Origin of the sequence: Glaciimonas sp. CA11.2, assembly GCF_034314045.1 — a bacterium.
Classification (GTDB): Bacteria; Pseudomonadota; Gammaproteobacteria; order Burkholderiales; family Burkholderiaceae_D; genus Glaciimonas.
The window spans coordinates 2,470,577-2,489,762 of the sequence record NZ_JAVIWL010000001.1 but is presented as its reverse complement, the minus strand read 5'-3'; the positions used below and the strand labels follow the sequence as shown (position 1 = coordinate 2,489,762).

Below are 19,186 nucleotides of genomic sequence, written 5' to 3'. Positions count from 1 at the left end.
GCTGTCTTTTTCATTACCCGGCCATGCTGTGCGCGGTGATGAACCGGCTTAACCGCCGACTTTCTGCTCTTCCGCCTCCTTCAAGCAATCAAGATCGTTGCGTAAGTCTTGTACTACCTCGAAGAAGGCTTTGATTACCGGCGCTTCTTTGCGCTCTGCCAGGCAGGCTAGTTCCAGATCAATAAACATCGGTGCCTCTGCAATCGTGAGTATCCGAAGCCGCGAATCCTGATAAATGGCATCCAGCGCGATACCCACGCCGACACCCGCAGCAATGGCTTCGCGTATCGCGTCCTGACTATCGATCTCTAATACTCGACGCACACTGACGCCACAATCGGCCAAATAATCATCAAAGACCTTTTGCTGCATTGAGCCACTTTCTCGAGTGACGATTCGCTGCCCTTCCAACTCTCCGACATGAATATCACTGCGCTCAAACCAAGGGTGGCTTGCTCCTACCAGTAATGCGATCTTTGCCCGACGATAAGGGACCGAGAAAAACCGCTTGTCTCCCAGGCGCGGCAATACCGCGACATCTGACTGCAATTCCAACAAACTTCCACTCAATTCACCGGAATTGCCAAACGACACCGACACCCGGACTTCTGGATAGCGCTTGCCAAAAGCAACCACCATTTGGGTAACCTGAACCGGATCGAAAGCGGCCACCCTGATGCGTCCTTCCAGCAATCCGCCAGCGGCTCGCAGAGTTTCTTCAGCCTCTGTTTCCAGCGTAAAAATACGGTGAGTAATCGATAACAAGCGTTGCCCCGTATCGGTCAATTCGACGATGTGCCCATGCCGTGAAAACAGCTCCACACCAAACCGTTGTTCAAGCGCTTTCACATGCGTGGTGATACTTGGCTGCCCGACGAATAACGCACGCGCAGCCGCCGTAAAGCTACCGTGTAGGGCAACCGCGTGAAAGCAGCGTAACTGATGAAAATTCATGGCCAAAAGACACTCCTTGATCCTTGCATGGCCGAATTGTAGAGGACTCTTCGCTGTAATGGCTCGCTTCTTTGAATAACAAGGCGAGCTTGCGCAATTCTATCAAGTGAAGGACCGGTCTGAATGTGTCTAAAATGTAAAAATGACAAAGGTCGCCTGCGGCGATGAAGCCGAGCGAGCTTTGTCATTTTCATTGTCTTGCATCCATCAGATTAGTTTGCAAATCTGTTCCAGCCTGGTTTTTATAGCGCCAGGAAAGGCTTGCTCTAACGTATTTTCCGATCAAAAAATTTTTGATCGTTAGCGACTCAGATTATTTTTACGCCGCATAGGTGTCTAACGATTAACCAACTTTGCCGGAACTGTGAACACCAGCAATCCTCCGATAACCAGGCTTGCTGCGAGAACGAGCACGCCGTTGTTGGTGCTGTCGGTCACCGTCTTTACCCATCCAAGCAGATATGGACTGATCAGGCCGGAGACGCTGCCAATCGAGTTAGCAAGGGCGATGCCTGTTGCCGCTGCCGCGCCGGTAAGTATCGTTGGAGGTAAGACCCAAAATTGTGAAATTGTGGTCATGATTCCCATCGTTGCAAACGTCAAGGCAACCATCGCGATAGTCGTATTTTGCGCGTACATCACACTAAATACTAAGCCCACAGCACCGACAAAGCCAGCTATGGCAAGATGCCAACGGCGCTCTCCGCGCATATCCGAACTGCGACCAACCACGATCATTGCTACCGTTGCTGCTGCGTAAGGAATAGCCGTGAGCAGACCAATATTGAGGGGGTCGGATACACCACTTGCCTTGACGATGGTCGGAAGCCAGAAACTAACGCCATACAATCCCATCGTGAAAAATAAGTAGATGAAGCTCAATAACCATACTTTGGGATTAGTAAATCCGTCGCGTAGTGAATGTAAGGTCTTGCCATGCTTGTCTGCCGCTAGATTTTTTTCCAGCATCGTGCGCTGCGCTGGTGAAAGCCATTTAGCGTCCGCAATTTTATCGTCCAGATAAAAGAACGCCATGACGCCCAATATCACAGTGGGAATACCTTCCAGAAAGAACAGCCACTGCCATCCGGCTAGACCATGCGACCCACTCATCGCGTGCAAAATCCAGCCTGACAGTGGACCACCTATAACGCCTGACATAGGGATACCGGTCATGAAAAGCGCCGTCACTTTGCCGCGTCGCGATGCAGGAAACCAATAAGTGAGATAGAGCAATATGGCGGGTATGAAACCAGCCTCGGCAACGCCGAGAACAAAGCGCATGATGTAAAAACTTGTTGGTGTCGTAACGAACATCATTGCGCCAGAAATCACACCCCACGTCACCATAATTCGGGCGATCCAGAGACGCGCACCAACTTTTTGCATGATGAGATTACTCGGCACTTCGAAGAGCAAATAGCCAACAAAAAACATTCCTGCACCAAGCCCATAAACGGCTTCGCTTAAATTGAGATCGCTCATCATTTGCAGTTTTGCAAAGCCGACGTTCACCCGATCCAGATAGGAACACACGTAGCACAAGAACAAAAAGGGAATCAGCCGCCACATGACCTTAGCGTAAGTTGCGGACTCGTCCGTACGCGCGCTGACTTCGTCAACCGTTGGGCTATACATTATGTTATCTCCTGGTTTTTAGCTTATGTTCTGGGTATGCCGTGGGCATCTCAGATACTTAATTAGTACTTACGCGAAATCACCCCGACTGCGTTGTCTTTACTAGCCACCTACCCGTCCCGGGACTAGCGTACTGTCTTCGTCTGCACTCCTTAGTTGGGACGTTTTCGCGTAGGTTTTAGTATTTTTTAGTCATTTTATTCAGGTTCATCCATTTCGCTAAATAAATAGGCTAACCTGTATTACGGCGGGGGAAGCAAAATTTGCAGGTATTTCCCCACACGTCAGGCAAATTTTAGTCAAACATATCGGGTTGTGTCGCGACCAGATGCTCGTAAAGCGGCTGGAAATGCAACCAGCCGATGTAAGGACTGCCAACATGCTCGCGACTATAACGGGCACGATCTGGTGTCACCAATGTTGGCTTGATACCGCTCGCCTCAATCAATAATTGTTGCTGACAAACACGTTCCAGCGCAATGAACCAGAACGCTGCAGATTCGATGCTGTGACGACTGACGGTCATCAAGCCATGATTCTGATGAATCACCGCTTTAACGTCCTTGAATTGACCGGCAACTGAATATCCTGCGCCTTCTTCAACCGCTACCGCGCCAGCTTCGTCATTAATGACGATGTGATCTTCAAAAAAGACCGCTGCATCTTGGGTGATCGGATCTAATAAACGTCCGGTCGCGGCCCAAGCCGTGCCATAGATCGTATGCGCGTGACACATTGCGATGATCTCTGGATGCAATTCGTGCACCGCTGAATGCAGCACAAATCCAGCGCGATTCAATGCATAATCGCCCTCGACCACTTCGCCTTTATGATCGGCCAGGATCAGGTTTGATACCTTTACCTGGGAGAAGTGGACTGCCATTGGATTGGTCCAATACAGATTTGGGAACTCTGGATCGCGCACTGTTAAATGACCTGCAAAACCGTAATCCAAACCGTGTACTGCAAACGCGCGGCATGACGCAACGAGTCTTTCTTTGCGATGCTGGCGCTCTTGAGCGTGGTTATCAAATTTTGGAATGCTCGGGAATTTAAGCCCTTTTTGTTTTGGCTGGTATAGCGATACGCGCTCGATAACTTCAGACATGATCTTCTCCTTATTACTTCGTTTTTAGACGTGGTTTTTAAATACTGTAATTTTTAATTTCATTTTTAATTGTTGCGACTATAGTAATAATTCACCATCAAACGGACATGCTGCCGGTCCTGCGATAATGCTAAGCAGACTCCGGTCTGGTCCACTACGGTGATGGTTATTATCATGATCCAACTTGCGAGACACCTTGACAAACGATACCTTTTCACGAATGATGAATCTAATTCACCTATAACACATGAGAAAATTTCCAAGCTTCTTTTCACTACGCGCTTTTGAGGCCGCTGCCCGGCAGGGAAGCTTTGCGCTCGCAGCAAAAGAATTGCATCTCACACCGTCCGCAATCAGCCATCAGGTTCATGGACTTGAAACCTATTTTGGGAAACCATTATTTGACAGACTCACGCGGCGAGTCGAGCTCACACCAGACGGCAAACAATTGCTGGTTGGCCTATCGCGTGCATTTGACTTGATTGAGTCTTCCTGCGCTGATCTGAGTTTGCCGGAAGAGACCGAATCCCTTGCGGTGCATTGCACACCAAGTTTTGCGTCAAAATGGCTCGGCCCGCACTTGCCCCATTTTATGCAGGAACATCCATTGATTACCATTCGGATGTCGTCCAGTGCCGATCCAATCGATCTGATCCAGCATGAAGAGATTGATATTGCGATTGCTTACGGCTCGGCGAAAGAAAGGTCGGGCGTCACCATTGAGCCGCTCGGAACCGAGGTCATCGCTCCGCTATGTTCCCCAAAGCTACTCAAAGGCAGCGCGGAAATTGACCTCAACGAGATGGCGCATTTCACCCTGATCGACTCACAACTCAGCCCGGTAACGTGGCAAAACTGGTTCGACCTACACGGGCTAACGCTTCCAGACAGACCACGTTTGTCATTCGATCGCGGGTCGCTGGCTATTTCTGCGGCGCTCAACGGTCTTGGCGTTTCGCTTGAAAGCACGCGACTAGCCACGCAAGAGATCGCGAGCGGCGAGTTGGTGCAATTAGGCAAAACGTCGTTTCGCCCACTTGCCAGAGAAATGCATTTTGTGTGTTATCGCGCGGCGCGGATGAACAGTAGAAAAATCAAAGCATTCCGCGACTGGCTTTTCAGTCAAACGGAAATCGTTTAATCATCCGATCCAAAAAAATAAAGCCTCCCTGCAAGTAGCAAGCGGAGGCTTTATTTACATCATGGGGCGATTTAAAACCAATTACAACGCGTTAAAATTATTTAAGGCAGCTTTGGCCAGACCGGTTTAGCCACGGCAAGAGAAGCCGGATATACCGGAACCGGCACACCGTTTCTCCACTGCAGAATAACGATCCCCGATCCAACACGTCGGCCTTTTTCGTCAAATTTCAAATGTCCACCAGCAAAATATTTCGCTGCGCCTTCCGACGTATCCATTGACCGGATTGCAGCCGCCACTTTTTTCCGGTCAGCAACGCCAGCCTTCTCCAACGCATCTTTAAATATCCACATGTCGCCGTAGGTTGAAAGGCTGTCCTGGGTCATCCAAGACTCACCTGTACGCTTCTTAAATAGCTCCGACAGCTTCTCGTCGCCCTTCCCGCCCCAGTTTGCCACCACGACCATCACGCCTTCCAGCATCTCTTTTTTAACAACCTTAAGCAATTCTGGCGCGCCCATGTGTCCACCGTTTGTAACGACAGGAATCTTGCCTGAACCGACGCCCATTTCGTTCATTTTTTCCAACAGCAGCTTGGTGTCAGGCACGTTTGTCGTCAGCATAAAAGCCAGATCGGGACGCGTATTACGCAGCTTCTGCACCAAGGAAGTGGCATCAGCCAAAGGCGGCGTATACACCTGATCAGTGATCAGGTTAATGCCGTATTTGGCGAAACCACTCTCGCGCATACCTTTTGTAAAACTCGCCGGAGACGCGGTATTGTCCATCACGATTCCGGCGTTTTTCGGTGCTTTCCCTGTGCTATCGGTCGACAGTTTCACCAGAATCGGCAAGACGGTTTCAGCTTGAACACTCGCAATCGGTGAAGTCTGAAACACATATTTAAAACCACGATTGGTAATCTGATCGCTGTAGGAGAGCGATAACCAAGGCAGTTCGGCACGTTCAGAAACTTCGGTGACGGCAAGCGTCAATGAACTAAGAAAAGCACCGGATCCACCGATAAGACTAGGCTCTTGCGACAAGAGTCGCTGGATCGCATTCTTTGCTTTTTCAACTGAATCGCCGGTGTCAGCGACCACCAACCGCATTTTCGCGCCGCCAAGCGCTTTAATACCGCCGGACGCATTGATATCATCAATCGCCATTTCAGCACCCTTACGCTGCAACTCACCATTACGCGCCCAAGCACCTGAAAGCGGAACGATCAACGCGACTTTTACGTCTTCAGGTACGGCATAAGCGTTCGGTAACGACATCACCATGAGCGGCAAGGCGGATGCAAACAAACCCACTGCCTTCAATAGATTATTTTTTTTATTGGTCTTCATACAGTCTCCTTGTAGTAAATAAACATCTAAACCGATTACAGAAAAAATCAGCAACCAATTTGTTACATGCCCAGATAAGCGCGTTTAACATTAGGATCATTGATCAGCACGTCTGGGGGTCCCTGAAGGATCACCCTTCCCGATCCCAGGACGTAACCGTGATCGCAGGTTTGCAAGGCTTCGGCGACCCGTTGCTCCACTAGCAAAACGGCGACCTTACTCTCACGATAAATTTTTTCTATACATTCAAAGATGGAATCGGCGATTGCCGGTGACAGACCCATTGATGGCTCATCAAACATCAATAACTTCGGCCTGGACGCAAGACCGCGACCGATTGCCACCATCTGTTGTTCCCCACCTGAGAGCGTGCCGGCAAACTGATTGCTGCGCTCAGCCAATCTCGGAAATAGTGCATAGATTTGATCAAGGCTTTGCGTCCAGTGCTGGGTTGCGTCCTTGGTACGCGCACCCATTTCCAGGTTTTCCAATACTGTGAGACTTTTAAATACTTGACGACCTTCCGGCACGTGCGCGATACCCAAATGGGGGCGGCGCGCGGGCGCTACGGTGGACAAGTCGATACCGTCAAAAAATATGGATCCGGCAGCAATCGGGACCACACCGGATATTGCTTTGAAAAGCGTCGTCTTGCCGGCACCATTGGGGCCGACAATGGCGACAAACTTTCCATCAGCTACCTCTAAATTGATATCGACCAGGGCTTTTAACCCATCATAGGAAACCGATAGGTTATTTATTTGCAGCACGGGCGCTCCATTTCTTGCCGAGATATGCTTCGATGACGATAGGATCATTAGTGATCGCGGACGGCTCGCCAGTCGACAGAACGCACCCATGATCAAGGACCAGCAAACGATCGGCAAGGCGCACCATGGCGTGCATCGTGTGTTCAATGATGACCACGGTAACACCAGTGTTGCGAATATTTTGTATGATGGGGATCAGGTGCTCAACGTCATCTGTACCTAGACCGGCCAGAATTTCGTCCAGCAAAATGAGTGTTGGTTTTGATACCAGACAACGTGCCAGTTCCATTAACCGCAACTGCATCATCGTCAAACTTCCAGCGAGAACATTGACGTCCGCTTCCATACCGACCTGGATCAGCGCTGCATGGGCGAGCGCATACGCCTTTTCATCCCGATGCTCTTTGGCAAAGGCCCCAACCACGACATTTTGCAACGTAGTCAGACGACCGAATGCCCGCACTACCTGAAACGTTCTGCCGATTCCCAATCTGGAGACTTGATAAGGCCTGAGACCGATGATGTCGCGACCGCCGAATATAACCTCGCCTCTGGTTGCAGGGAGAATACCATTGAGTAAATTAAATAGCGTGGTTTTACCGGCACCGTTAGGTCCGATAACGCCAAGAATCTCATCTCGGAAAACATCGAACGATACCTCGCTGACCGCATGCAGACCGCCAAACGATTTGGACAGTGCTTTCACGCTTAAGGCGACTTCGCTGTGACACCCAGCGGTGCTGACCTTCGGCGTCGGTATGGAAATATTAGCAGGAAGCTTTGCGTCGGGATTGGTACTGATACCAGCACGTTGGTTCAGCGTTTTTCGCTTTGCAAAAACAGCGAGTATCTTCGGCAAAATGCCCTCGGGCGCTAGCAGAACGGTCAGGATAATCGCGAGTCCGAACACCACGCCTTGGATGCCCGGCAATTTATCTCCTAACTCTGCATTGAGAAGTTCACTAACCGGCACTAACACCATTGCACCGATGACAGGCCCGGCAATCGTTCCCACACCACCGAACAGGCTGAAAATTAATGCCTGGGCCGATATCAACATGCCAAATACGGCGTTCGGCGTGACGATCAGCATGACGACTGCATACAGACCGCCAGCAGCGCCAGCAATCGCGCCCGATAGCACAATCGCGCGCAACTTCCAGCTAAATGGATCAATCCCGGCCGCTTCTGCGGCGAGCTCATTTTGCTTGATCGCAAGTAGCGACAATCCAAAACGTGAGCGCGCAACTCGCAGATTAATGCCTATCGCAATCAGCAATAGGATGACAGCCAGGACGGCGTAGAAACGCACATCTGCGAACTGCATGTGCAGAATCGGCGAATTGAGATGCCTTGGAAAAGTCACCTCTTGCAAACCTAGCCACTCGAAAACATATAGTATTCCGAGCGGATAAGCCAACATAGCCAATGCGAAGTAATGACCCCGCAGACGAAAAGTTGAGGCGCCGATCAATGCACCGGACAAACCACCGACAAAGGCGGCGATGGGAATGCCGATCCATGGCGATATCCCGAATTTCACTTCGAGCAGAACCACCGTATAGGCGCCCAGGCCAAAGAATGCGGCATGCCCAAACGACATCAATCCTGAATAACCGCTGAAAAGATTCCATGACACCGCCAACGTTGCCCATATGGGCGTCAGCGTCAATATCTGGCCATAGTAAGGATCGCTTACCAGCATCGTGAGCCCAAGATATAGCACTGCCAACAACACGATCAATTTGACTGCGCCGCCTTTGGCGGGCTGAAGAAACTTGGGTATTGCATTGAATACAGGATTAAGTACAGAGGTAAGCACAGTATTAGGCACGGTCAACAGTCCTTCCAAAAAGGCCTTGGGGCCGCATGATAATGATGAGCAGGAATACCGCAAAGATCGCCGCATTTTGCAGCTGCACCGGCAACACCAATGTAGACAGCTGTTGAACCAGACCGATTGTCATTCCGCCCCAAAAGGCGCCAGTAATGCTGCCAATACCACCGAGCACTACGCCCGCAAACATGATGACCACGAACTCAACACCAACGTACGGCTGAAACGGGTAGGAGCTGGCCAGCAAACCGCCTGCGATGGCGGTAATCGCCGCCCCCAAACCAAATGCAAACCGGTGCGATCGTCCCACATCAATACCCATATAAATTGCGGCTTCTGCATTATCGGCTGCGGCGCGTAAAGTCTTACCGACGCGCGTACGCGTAATCAGCAAGGCAACCGCTGCCACGACGCACAACACCACCACAAATGAGACCGCACGCGCCTTATTCAAAAATATCGAAACGTCGGGACCGATCAATGGACCGATCTCCCAAGCAGTGGAAGATAGTGCCGTCTGGATTGTGCGTGGCTCGGACCCGAACAGGATGAGCGCACCGTTTGACAGCACAAGTGACAGGCCCAATGTGATAGTCAGTTGTGGATAATGGCCATCTCCGTCCACACCCGCCACCCGCGTTCCTGAAACTCGACCCAGTATTAATGGGTGAAGAATGATGGCAAAAACATATACCACCACGCCCGCTATCAGCGCGCTGATCACGGGGCCGGCATACGGTCCCAGCGCAGATCCAAACGCGTTACCAATCTGGTGAAATATAAACAGGGCGACATACATGCCCAGCATGAGGAACTCACCCTGAGCAAAATTAATCACCCGCATCATGCTGAAAATAAGTCCAAGTCCGACACACATCAAACCATAGACGCCGCCGACGACGATACCGGTAAGCAGCACCTGAAGTGCATTTTCAACAAGCACCAAATGAGGATTCATTCGAACCACTCCAATAAAAACATGTGACGTTTCCTTCTGTTGGTTGAATCGCTACTAAGCGCATATAGCTTTCGTGCTAAACAAATTAGGCCATTGCGCGTTAGCAACTTACACTCGTTATACATCACAATACAAAAATAATCGGCGAATGATACTTGGCATTTCACAACATAATTATTAATTACTTACATAATTATTGAAATAATTATTGAATTTTAAAAAATATGTCGAATCGCTACATCTGCGCTTTCTTTACCAGATCGTGATTTGATTGCACCGACAACGGTATAAGCTGGATCGTTTTTAGTCTGGGTGTTTTTTATCTATTCGTTCTCAGCACATTCTATGAATTCTCTGGGAGCAATGAATTGCCGACGATGTATTCGACATACGACGCTTAAAACGCTAAGCGGAAGCGCGTGCTACGTCACATTATCCGAAAAAGAATAATACACTACTAAATAGTATATTTAAATATTTTATTAGTATTTTATTATACCAATAAGTATAAATATTTCATTCCTATTTACTAAGGTGAGATGCCCGCTAATGAATTTGATTGAAACCACGCGAGAAAAACACCGCGAACTGATACCGTAAATGCAGGCATTGTGAGAAAACGCAGAAAGGGTGTCTAGAGCGAATTGCAATCGATTAATCGATAAGGATAGATAGGATCAACGCGAAATTTAGAAGGATGGATAAATAAAAGAATGAATCGATTAAGGCGAGATTTAAGGCAAGAGATAAGGCGAAATATAGTTGACCACACCAACGAGACCCGCGAATGTTATCTATGCCAGCCTGCGACGCCAAACTATTGACAGCCGCAATCCAGCAGCCTGATAGACAAATAGGCGCGGTTACCGTGTAGGAATTACCGGGTTGGGCTCAGCACCCATAACGGCATTTGGCAGGCGACTAAAAGGCAGCCAAAGCAGTCTCGTTATGACAACATCGAACGGCAGACCCGTTCAATGTGCATCGTCAGTTGGTTACACTGGCATCATTTAACCTGGATCATAGCAAGAACCAGATCCGCCATACGTTCGGCCGTTTCAGCCCCCGTTAAACGTCCATGGGGACGATACCAGGCGTACGACCAACTCACAATGCCACCAACAGCGAGCGATGCCATCTTGATGTCATCGACCTTGAATTCCCCAGCGGTGACCCCGTCGGTTAATAGTTTGCACAGCTTGAGATCAAATTCGCGACGCATGTTTTCAATCGCATCGGAGTCCTCCTTGGACAAATGCTTTTGCTCACGCGTGTAGATCGCAATGTGCTCCTGATTTTCGAGTACGGCGAGCATAAAATCACGCACCATCGCTCTCACTTTTTCGGTGTTTGACCCTTCCGATGCGACTACCTGATTCAACACATCCAAAGACGCGCGGATACCAAGAGAGCATATTTCTGCCAGCAAGTCGTTCTTGGATTTGAAATGGGAATAAATAAAGGGCTTGGTGACACTCATCTTCTCTGCCACCGCTTCCAACGTTGTATTGTTGAAGCCGTTGTTGTAGAACATTTCTGCGGCCACCGCGATGATGCGTTCGCGCTTGAGGCGAGAAACGGCGTCACGTATGCCCTCTATCATATTGGGCTTTTCTGGCACACCAGCTTTGGTTAAAACGGAGACAGCTGCCTTCAGCTTGGTGACTGCCTTGGGTTTTGCAACAGTCTTCGGTTTTGCCACTGCCTTCGGCTTGGTAACCGCCTTAGGCTTGGATATTGCCAGCGGCTTGGCGATCATTTTATTTTTTTCAGCGCTGGCAGGGGCACTTTTACGAATTGGTATATTTTTCATACTGTTTAGTGTAGTTGGATACTTGCATAATTGTACAGCGGAATACATCCCACAAGAAATACCAACCGCCGAAATCCCTCTCAAAATCAGGTAGTTACCGCTATTGTCTGCCCGATACATACACTAAGATGATGTAAAAGCAAGATATCCGACTGCGCCTCTTAGCTGACAGCACGTTTCGCTCCAACCTGAAACCGCTTATTCGCTGCCGTCGCCGCAGCGCTGCTGACGTTAATGATGGGACAATTTTGCTAAAAGTTATTGATCGATATCTATAATCGATTGCGTAGGCACGCCAACGTGTTAAATACGCCAAAAATAGTCCAACGCGCATCAGTCTTTTTATCTATCCAGACCTGCCGCTAAATCTGACAATAAGCGCGCAATAAGCTCAAAAAGTGGGCAATAAATCAGATGTAAAAAGCTATTAATTTAGATCCCGAAGACAGGTTTAATTTTCTAAAAAAATAAATTATAAAAGTAAAAATTCCTATTATTTCCCGATAATTCAGGAGCGCTATTCGCCAACGCGATTTGACGCGCAAACAATAATTTTTTTCCTTGCTTCAAAGCTTAATAATGACGATCATCTCGACCCCCTTCATGATCATGCCGATACCCGTCATCATGCCTATACCCATCTGCGTAAGGAACTGCTACGCAGCCGCCCAAGGCCACACTCAGTGCAGCTAGGGTTATCAAATTAGCGAAGGATTTCATGGCCGCCTTCTATGAATATAAAGAAGTAATCTGACGCATAAATATGATCGCAGTTCAACGCCATTTTTTCTTCATTTTTTATCTCATTGCAGGCGACTGGGAATTGCGCGAATTGTCGCAAATACACCACTAGTTAACGATCGTTAACATTGCTTTGATGCACTCACCTTGAAAAATTAAACACAAGAAACTATAATTTCCACATCAGCACATTTCAAGGAGTCATTGGGACATAGCTAACTTCGAAAACATGACTGTATCTACCTAGTAGAAACCGATCGAAATAAACCGTTGAAATGCGAGCTAGTTAACGTCATGATAAAAAAATCTATCCCTAGTGCAACTCTTATTGCCATATTGTCCATTGGGTATGCAAACGCCCAAGCCGCAACGGCAACCTCCACTATGCTCAATACGGTAACAATCACTAACAGTTGCAGCATCGTGGCAGTTGGTTTCACGACGACCTATGACCCGATTGTGACCAATGCCACCACCAATCAGGACGTAACAGCCATTGTCACCACGAACTGCACGGTCGGTGCCACGCCGGTTATTACCCTTGGGCAAGGCGCCAATTCAAATACGGGTTCCACAGACGCTATACCATTGCGGCGTCTGACCAGCGGTGGCGGCACACCGTCGTTCCTTAACTATTCCCTATTTTCCGACACTGGACGTACGGTAACCTGGGGCAATACCGCTGCTACTGCACCAACAGCAGTCGTGGCTACCGCTGTGCCGACGATTAGTACAATTTACGCACGTGTTCCATTCGGTCAGACGTCCACAAAAGCGGCGGTGTATACCGATTCAGTTGTGGCAACGGTAACCTTTTAAATGACACCACGTATAGCGCTAAAAAAAGGACTCAATAGTAGGCAATCAGTTGGGGCACTTACCCTTGGGTGTGCTGTCATTTTTGCCGCCTTGCCCCAGATTGCCATGAGCGCGTCGTTTAACGTCAACCCGGTCGGATTCGAGTTGACTACAGAGCACCCATCAGGTGTGTTGCGCATCAGAAACACCGGAGATGACCCGGTGCGTATACAAGTCGGCGCAATCGACTGGAGTACCGATGGTAGGGTCGAAGTATTGAAGGCGACCGACGCGCTGCTGTTAAATCCGCCTATATTTACAATTGCTCCAGGGCAAACACAATTTTTGCGGTTCGGCGAACGTGACCCTGCTAACGCAACATCTGAAAAAACATACCGGCTATTGATCGAACAAGTACCGCCAAGTGGTCCACAACCACCTGGATTAAAGACTTTGCTAAAGGTCAGTATTCCCATTTTTATCGCACCACCAATAAAACAAGAAAAAATGTCCTGGCAATTAACGCAGGGACCCACCGGTGTCATGTTAACGGCGATCAATAAAGGTAACTTTCATCAAAAAATTGTTCGCCTGCAGTTAAATAACATCGATAGCAGTAACGTTCTTGATATTGGAACGCCTGCATATGTTTTATCTGGGCAACACAAAGGGTGGTCGCTGGGAAACGGAAAAATTCATGCCGGAAAGGTTCGTGTACGGATACAAACGGACAAGGGAGAGTCTGAAGAAAATCTCACGTTGGAAGATAAAGTACCTTCTCGCTAGCCTTATCGCCTGTCAGGGACCGGCTTTGGCGACACCACAACAAGTCTCACAGCTCGCACAGCAACAATCAGCGGCAGAATTGAAACCCGTACAAGTGTCAGGCCAAAAGGCGGAGCAGGACTTGTTGCTCGATGTCGTCGTCAACAACCAAAAAGTTGCAGATGCAACACTTATCGTGCGTACCGCGACAAATCAAATTCTAATACCTTTGGAGGTATTGACCAATGCACGATTGCGCTTACATGACGTTGTGCCAATCAAGCGCAATCAAGTCAGCTACATATCGCTGGACGCCATACCGGGTGTACAGATCGAGATCGAGGAGGCAACCCAAACCTTGAACATCCTTGCGCCACCGGCCGCCTTCGTCGGTGCCCAATTCAATTTTGGCGATCAGTCACCGTTAGTCGAACAGCCGTCAACAACTGGCGCTTTTTTAAACTACGATGTCAATTACACACGCGGGATAAATCAAAATAATCTTTCTGGCGTAGCCGAACTTGGTATTTTTTCTGGCGGAGGCACCTTTACCAGCCGCTTCGTGGGTCTAGATCTGATCCAGAAAAGTTCGGTCTTCCGCCTTGATAGCCAGTACACACGTGATTTTCCAACGCAGCAGGCAACATTGGTCGTCGGCGATAGCATTACGGGAACCAGCTCTTTTTCGCGCCAGGTGTATTTCGGCGGAGTGCAATGGCATACAAAATTTTCTACCACTCCTGGTTTTCAGGCAATCCCGCTTCCGACATTCAACGGTACCGCAGCAGTGCCGTCAGTTGTTGATATCTACGTTAATAATATTTTGAGACTTCAGCAGCCGGTCGACACCGGGCCGTTCGCGATCAACAATGTGCCAGTATCTGCGGGTCAGGGCAACGTGCAAATGGTGGTTCATGATGTACTCGGACGCCAGCAGGTTTACACCCAAAGTTATATCACCAGCACGCAATTGCTGAAACAGGGAAGCAAGGACGAGTCTTACGAAATCGGCGCGATGCGCAACAATTTTGGGAGTCGGAATAGTTACTACGGAGAGTTTTAGTTCTGGCACCTTACGTTATGGCATCAGTAATGTTACTACCGTAGAAGGCCACGGAGAAATCATGCGCGGACGTCAATCGTTTGGCTTCGGTGCGGCTGCCGCGCTTGGCAATATTGGCCTGCTCAGTGCTGGCCTTGCCGCCAGCAGCTCCGAACGTGGGCGCGACACTTCGCAATACCTTCAGTTCGACCGGCAAGGCGACAGGTATGCATTTACATTGCGCTCGCAGCTTGCCGGTTCGCGCTTTTGGCAACTTGGCCTGGACCATGACACGCTTCCGCCTGCGGAACAATTCCAAGCCCAGGCCAATGTCTCTATAACGGCCAATACCAACGTTGCTTTCGGCTACGTCAGCCAAATCAATCGCGGCCAGGACAACGTACGCGCTATCAATGTCGGTGCAAATTACAATTTGCATAGAAGCGGTAATGTCAGCGTTGGATTGCTAAAGTCATTGACTGATGATCGTCCAATATCAGTTAATGTCGTTTGGGTCATTCCACTGTCGCACCAGAACACGTTTCAAATGACAGCAAGCGGACAAAAGGGTAGTAAGTTCCTGAGCGCCGAATACCAGCAAGCTGCACCTGCAGAAGGCGGTTGGGGTTATCGCGCACGTGAGTCGGTATTCGTAAGCGGTGGCCAGGATATCGGCGTTAATTACGTCGGAACCACAGGCGAATATAACGCGAGTGCCAATCGCATAAATGGTCAAAGCAATCTGCAACTGGAGGCGCGTGGTGGCATTGCGCTGATGGGTGGACATGTGCGCGCATCGCGTTGGCTGGATCAAAGTTTCGCGATAATTGAGGTGCCGGTCACTCAGCCGATCGATATCTATGCCAATAATGTCAAGGTGGGCCAGACTGACAAAAACGGTGTCGGCTTCGTACCGCGCCTGATTCCGTATGAGAAAAATAATGTGTATCTGGATGACGCGGGTCTGCCGTTATCGATGACCCTAGAATTGGAACAAAAATCGGTCGTTCCGGGCCCACGCTCAGGTAGTCTGCTGAAATTCACCGCACGTCTGAGTCAGAGCGCAACTGTGATTCTCGTGGATGAAACTGGCACGCCATTTCCGAACGGTACGCGGGTTCGGGTAAATGGCGATCAGGCAGAACAAGAAATAGCATTACACGGGGAACTCTTTATACCGCAGATAATCTATCCGGCCACCATCGTTGTACTTAACGACGATGCACAACCCCGTTGTAGCATTCAAATTGCAGCGACAAGCCACCCACAGATGTTGCCGAGGCTCGGTCCATTTACGTGCCATCAGGAGGCCAAATGAAAAACAACTTAAAATCGACTATTTCGATTAGCCTATTAGTCCTCCCTTTAAGCGCCAACGCGCTGCTTTCCACCTGCACCGTGGCGGCTACGGCGACATCATTCTCCAATTATTTCGCAACTCTCGCGACCAACAACGATGGTATCGGTGATGTCGCCATTACATGCACCGCTCAAGTAGCGGCTGGTATTGGTAGTTACACCATAGGTCTCAGCACTGGCAGCGGAACCTATATCAATCGAACACTGATTTCCGGGACGAACTTCCTCAACTATAATTTGTATAGCGATCCTACCCGTTTGATCGTCTGGGGAGATGGCAGCGCCGGAACCCAAACCGTGACCGATAGTTACCTCATCCTATTAACACCAACAACGCACCATTACACTGTGTATGGTCGCATACCTCCGGGCCAGAGCAAGCCAGCCAGCACTTACACCGACACGGTGGCGGTAACCGTTACTTATTGAGCAAAGAATTAATGCGCTATGAAAATGCAGCATGGTTTAGCTACGGTCATTTTTTTCAGACCATTGTGGGTCATCCCAAAACATTTGCTGACTCTCCATCTCACCCGATATCGAACGGCGAGTTGGGAGCTTCGTCGGATCGCCGCAATGCAATCATCCCCAAGCATCCGCTAACGCGACGTTTATAACTTTTGCTGCAAAAATTCTAAAAAACAACTAATCCGGCGTGACAACTGCGTATTCCGATAATAGACAGCATGAATTTTTTGATCATCACCATTGTAAGCATCGGTTAACAGTGACTTCAACCGTCCTGCAACAATATCACCCCGCGTCATAAAGTCAGCTAAACAAACAATTCCCAGCCCATGCAAAGCTAGCGGCCAGATATTGCCCGCATCATATTGAGAAAATCCCAGTAGTTGATGCTGACACGAGAAGCGTCCTGTGCAGATGCGGTAATCAATGCTGCTAGTTCCGACAATCTGCCAGCAGTCGAGACTTTGCTCAATGCGCTAACTGGTTCGGGTAAAGTGTTTATTCATACCAGCGGATCAAGTGTCGTTGGGGACGATGCACGTGGCGAGTGGGCCTCTGAGAAAATTTTTGATGAAGACACTGCCTATGCACCTGCGCCCGAAAAAGCTGACTGCGCCGCGCTCGATAAGCTAATCATTGATGCTGCCGGGCGCGGTGTGCGTTCGGTCATCTTGTGCAACACGATGATTTATGGCAATGGTCTAAAACTAAATCCGTACAGCGTTCAAATACCGCCGTTGGTGGCGCAAGCACGCAAAAGCGGCATTGGACGTTTTGTCGGAAAGGGCGTCAATATCTGGTCCAACGTGCATATCGAAGATGTCGTAGATTTATATTTGCTCGCACTCAAAAAAGCACCCGCCGGATCGTCCTGTTGCTGCCCTTTCAGATTCAGGCTGGTCATATCTTCTGCGACACTAGCTGGCATCTGGCGGTCAGATGCCAGCTAATACTTTTTAGCCGATACTTTGACTGATGAAGCTGTGCATTCAGGCAGCTAGCTTCTTCGGAATACTTTCCCACATGACGCTACGCACGCATTTTTCCAGACCCAATCGCGTCACCAGGCGCACCACATCAGCACGCTCATGTATCGAACAGCGTATTTCTACCGTAATGTTAGTCAGATTGCCTTTGCCGACGGCCACGCCCGGATAATATTGTGCGGTACAACCGCGCCCCAACTGCTGCCGAATTAACTGCTCGACCTGAATTGCATCGGCCGTGCGACACAATGTGACTACACGATACGGTAATCGCTGTTCGGCTACGACGTTGGCTGACATCGCTGCGGTAGCAAGGGGAAGATGGTTTCTGAAGAATTTTCCCCATTTTTCGAGAGTCATATCAATCTCCTTTCTAGTTTTCTATATCGCTGAGAACGGCCCAACGCGCTGCGCTGACGCCTTTTTCAAGGCTGACACGGCTAACGATCTGTTCAAGCTGTAAATGATTACTAGGCGACGTGATAAGGTCCGCGCGCACCTCTAGTTGCGTACCGGAAGGCAGATCTTCGCTATGCAATGATTGCACCACCAGATGCGGCATGCCATTTAGCATATGCAACATCAATGTCCTGACCTGTACCTCGTCATCAGGGCGACAAACGATAGAGAGACGGTAAACCTGTTCAATCTCGGTTGCGCCTTGCAGGTCTTGCCGATTGATCAGATGTGAGACGCTGCGTAACAAGACATTGGTGCCCAGAATCGCTGCCGCACCAATCGCCGCTTCAAGTGGATGCCCCAAGCCGCATAACACGCCGACAGCTGCTGAACACCATAGGGTTGCCGCCGTATTCAAGCCACGCACACTCGCGCCTTCGCGCATGATCACGCCAGCCCCTAAAAACCCAATACCGGATACAACATAGGAGGCGATGCGCGTCGCCCCTTGCGGATCGGTTTCAAACGCTGACACCATCACAAACAGCGAAGCGCCGATAGCTACCAAAGCATTAGTACGCAATCCTGCCATACGCTGACGCATCTGACGCTCTGCGCCAATCAACGCACCTAGAGTGAGCGCGAGTAAAACCCGCACTAAAAAAACTTGCCATTCCATAATCCACACCTCAGCGTCAGCTGCCACACATTCCGAAACGGTATGCGTAGACAACATTTAGTCCTGAGCGACGCAACGATTCCGCGCGCCGGCAAACGACTAAGATCAATCAAAAAGGATGGGAGTATACGAATGTGCGATGACGATAACGATCACCGGAAAATGCGATACCACAGCACGCTATTGCAAAATGCATTGCAACAAATTACAAAAATGTGTAATTCATCGTCACAAGTCGCGGGCTGAAGCGGAATGAGGTCTGCTAATGCTTACGCGAATTGTGACAGGCTGTTTGCCCATCCACAGGGTCTAGAACTACTGTCCAAAATTGAAACTCCAAGAAACATAATGAGGCGAATTCTAGTTAGCTGAGCCATG

At 49.3% G+C, this 19,186-nt stretch carries 17 protein-coding genes and 1 pseudogene; 7 read left to right on the top strand and 11 right to left on the bottom strand.

Annotation, left to right across the window (positions count from 1 at the left end; all coding sequences use genetic code 11):
* Window positions 1–48: 48 nt before the first annotated feature.
* The 3 genes from RGU75_RS10715 to RGU75_RS10705 form a co-directional block, all read right to left on the bottom strand.
* Window positions 49–954, bottom strand: a complete 906-nt coding sequence (locus RGU75_RS10715) for a LysR substrate-binding domain-containing protein (RefSeq protein WP_322235730.1) — start codon at window positions 952–954, stop codon at window positions 49–51.
* Window positions 955–1,290: 336 nt separating this feature from the next.
* Complete coding sequence (locus tag RGU75_RS10710) at window positions 1,291–2,592, bottom strand: MFS transporter (protein WP_322235728.1); 1,302 nt, start codon at window positions 2,590–2,592, stop codon at window positions 1,291–1,293.
* Window positions 2,593–2,887: 295 nt separating this feature from the next.
* A complete protein-coding gene (locus RGU75_RS10705) occupies window positions 2,888–3,700 on the bottom strand; it encodes a class II aldolase/adducin family protein (protein WP_322235726.1) in 813 nt (270 codons plus the stop codon).
* A 247-nt stretch (window positions 3,701–3,947) separates the two neighbouring features.
* Here RGU75_RS10705 and RGU75_RS10700 point away from each other — a divergent pair, with 247 nt between their 5' ends.
* Complete coding sequence (locus RGU75_RS10700; RefSeq protein ID WP_322235724.1) at window positions 3,948–4,841, top strand: LysR substrate-binding domain-containing protein; 894 nt, start codon at window positions 3,948–3,950, stop codon at window positions 4,839–4,841.
* Window positions 4,842–4,942: 101 nt separating this feature from the next.
* On the opposite strand, the gene RGU75_RS10695 is transcribed toward RGU75_RS10700, so the two are convergent.
* The 5 genes from RGU75_RS10695 to RGU75_RS10675 all read right to left on the bottom strand — a co-directional run bounded on the left by RGU75_RS10695 (window position 4,943) and on the right by RGU75_RS10675 (window position 11,517).
* On the bottom strand, window positions 4,943–6,193 hold the full coding sequence (locus tag RGU75_RS10695) for an ABC transporter substrate-binding protein (protein WP_322235722.1): 1,251 nt from the start codon (window positions 6,191–6,193) through the stop codon (window positions 4,943–4,945).
* A 62-nt stretch (window positions 6,194–6,255) separates the two neighbouring features.
* Window positions 6,256–6,963 carry an ABC transporter ATP-binding protein gene (locus RGU75_RS10690; RefSeq protein ID WP_322235720.1) on the bottom strand — a complete coding sequence of 236 codons (708 nt, stop codon included), beginning with the start codon at window positions 6,961–6,963 and terminating at the stop codon, window positions 6,256–6,258.
* Window positions 6,947–8,797, bottom strand: coding sequence for a branched-chain amino acid ABC transporter ATP-binding protein/permease (locus tag RGU75_RS10685; protein ID WP_322235718.1), 1,851 nt, complete (start codon window positions 8,795–8,797; stop codon window positions 6,947–6,949). The genes RGU75_RS10690 and RGU75_RS10685 overlap by 17 nt, the downstream gene beginning before the upstream one ends.
* The gene (locus RGU75_RS10680; RefSeq protein ID WP_322235716.1) at window positions 8,790–9,758 is read right to left on the bottom strand and encodes a branched-chain amino acid ABC transporter permease; all 969 of its coding nucleotides are present in this window, start codon (window positions 9,756–9,758) and stop codon (window positions 8,790–8,792) included. Before RGU75_RS10680 ends, RGU75_RS10685 begins: the two co-directional genes overlap by 8 nt.
* A gap of 1,006 nt (window positions 9,759–10,764) precedes the next feature.
* Complete coding sequence (locus tag RGU75_RS10675) at window positions 10,765–11,517, bottom strand: TetR/AcrR family transcriptional regulator (RefSeq protein WP_322235714.1); 753 nt, start codon at window positions 11,515–11,517, stop codon at window positions 10,765–10,767.
* A 1,089-nt stretch (window positions 11,518–12,606) separates the two neighbouring features.
* On the opposite strand from RGU75_RS10675, the gene RGU75_RS10670 reads away from it, so the two are divergent.
* From RGU75_RS10670 to RGU75_RS10650, 5 genes are all read left to right on the top strand, one after another.
* Window positions 12,607–13,131, top strand: coding sequence for a spore coat protein U domain-containing protein (locus tag RGU75_RS10670; RefSeq protein WP_322235713.1), 525 nt, complete (start codon window positions 12,607–12,609; stop codon window positions 13,129–13,131).
* A gap of 105 nt (window positions 13,132–13,236) precedes the next feature.
* Window positions 13,237–13,896 (top strand): molecular chaperone, encoded by a 660-nt coding sequence (locus RGU75_RS10665; protein ID WP_322235711.1) that lies wholly within the window; start codon window positions 13,237–13,239, stop codon window positions 13,894–13,896.
* A 25-nt stretch (window positions 13,897–13,921) separates the two neighbouring features.
* Window positions 13,922–14,938 carry a fimbria/pilus outer membrane usher protein gene (locus tag RGU75_RS10660; RefSeq protein WP_322235709.1) on the top strand — a complete coding sequence of 339 codons (1,017 nt, stop codon included), beginning with the start codon at window positions 13,922–13,924 and terminating at the stop codon, window positions 14,936–14,938.
* A complete protein-coding gene (locus tag RGU75_RS10655) occupies window positions 14,904–16,235 on the top strand; it encodes a fimbria/pilus outer membrane usher protein (protein WP_322235707.1) in 1,332 nt (443 codons plus the stop codon). The genes RGU75_RS10660 and RGU75_RS10655 overlap by 35 nt, the downstream gene beginning before the upstream one ends.
* On the top strand, window positions 16,232–16,705 hold the full coding sequence (locus tag RGU75_RS10650; protein ID WP_322235705.1) for a spore coat U domain-containing protein: 474 nt from the start codon (window positions 16,232–16,234) through the stop codon (window positions 16,703–16,705). The genes RGU75_RS10655 and RGU75_RS10650 overlap by 4 nt, the downstream gene beginning before the upstream one ends.
* 182 nt (window positions 16,706–16,887) lie before the next feature.
* On the opposite strand, the pseudogene RGU75_RS10645 reads toward RGU75_RS10650, so the two are convergent.
* Window positions 16,888–17,136, bottom strand: a pseudogene (locus RGU75_RS10645) (LysR substrate-binding domain-containing protein); the annotation flags it as partial.
* Here RGU75_RS10645 and RGU75_RS10640 point away from each other — a divergent pair.
* Window positions 17,131–17,694: an NAD-dependent epimerase/dehydratase family protein gene (locus RGU75_RS10640; RefSeq protein ID WP_322235703.1), complete on the top strand. Its 564-nt coding sequence runs from the start codon at window positions 17,131–17,133 to the stop codon at window positions 17,692–17,694. The pseudogene RGU75_RS10645 and the gene RGU75_RS10640 overlap by 6 nt on opposite strands.
* A gap of 39 nt (window positions 17,695–17,733) precedes the next feature.
* Here the strand turns inward: RGU75_RS10640 and RGU75_RS10635 are convergent, their stop codons facing one another.
* Entirely contained in the window at window positions 17,734–18,090 is a 357-nt protein-coding gene (locus tag RGU75_RS10635; RefSeq protein WP_322235701.1) for a hypothetical protein, read from the bottom strand.
* A gap of 13 nt (window positions 18,091–18,103) precedes the next feature.
* Complete coding sequence (locus RGU75_RS10630; RefSeq protein ID WP_322235699.1) at window positions 18,104–18,808, bottom strand: MgtC/SapB family protein; 705 nt, start codon at window positions 18,806–18,808, stop codon at window positions 18,104–18,106.
* Between the last annotated feature and the right edge of the window lie 378 nt (window positions 18,809–19,186).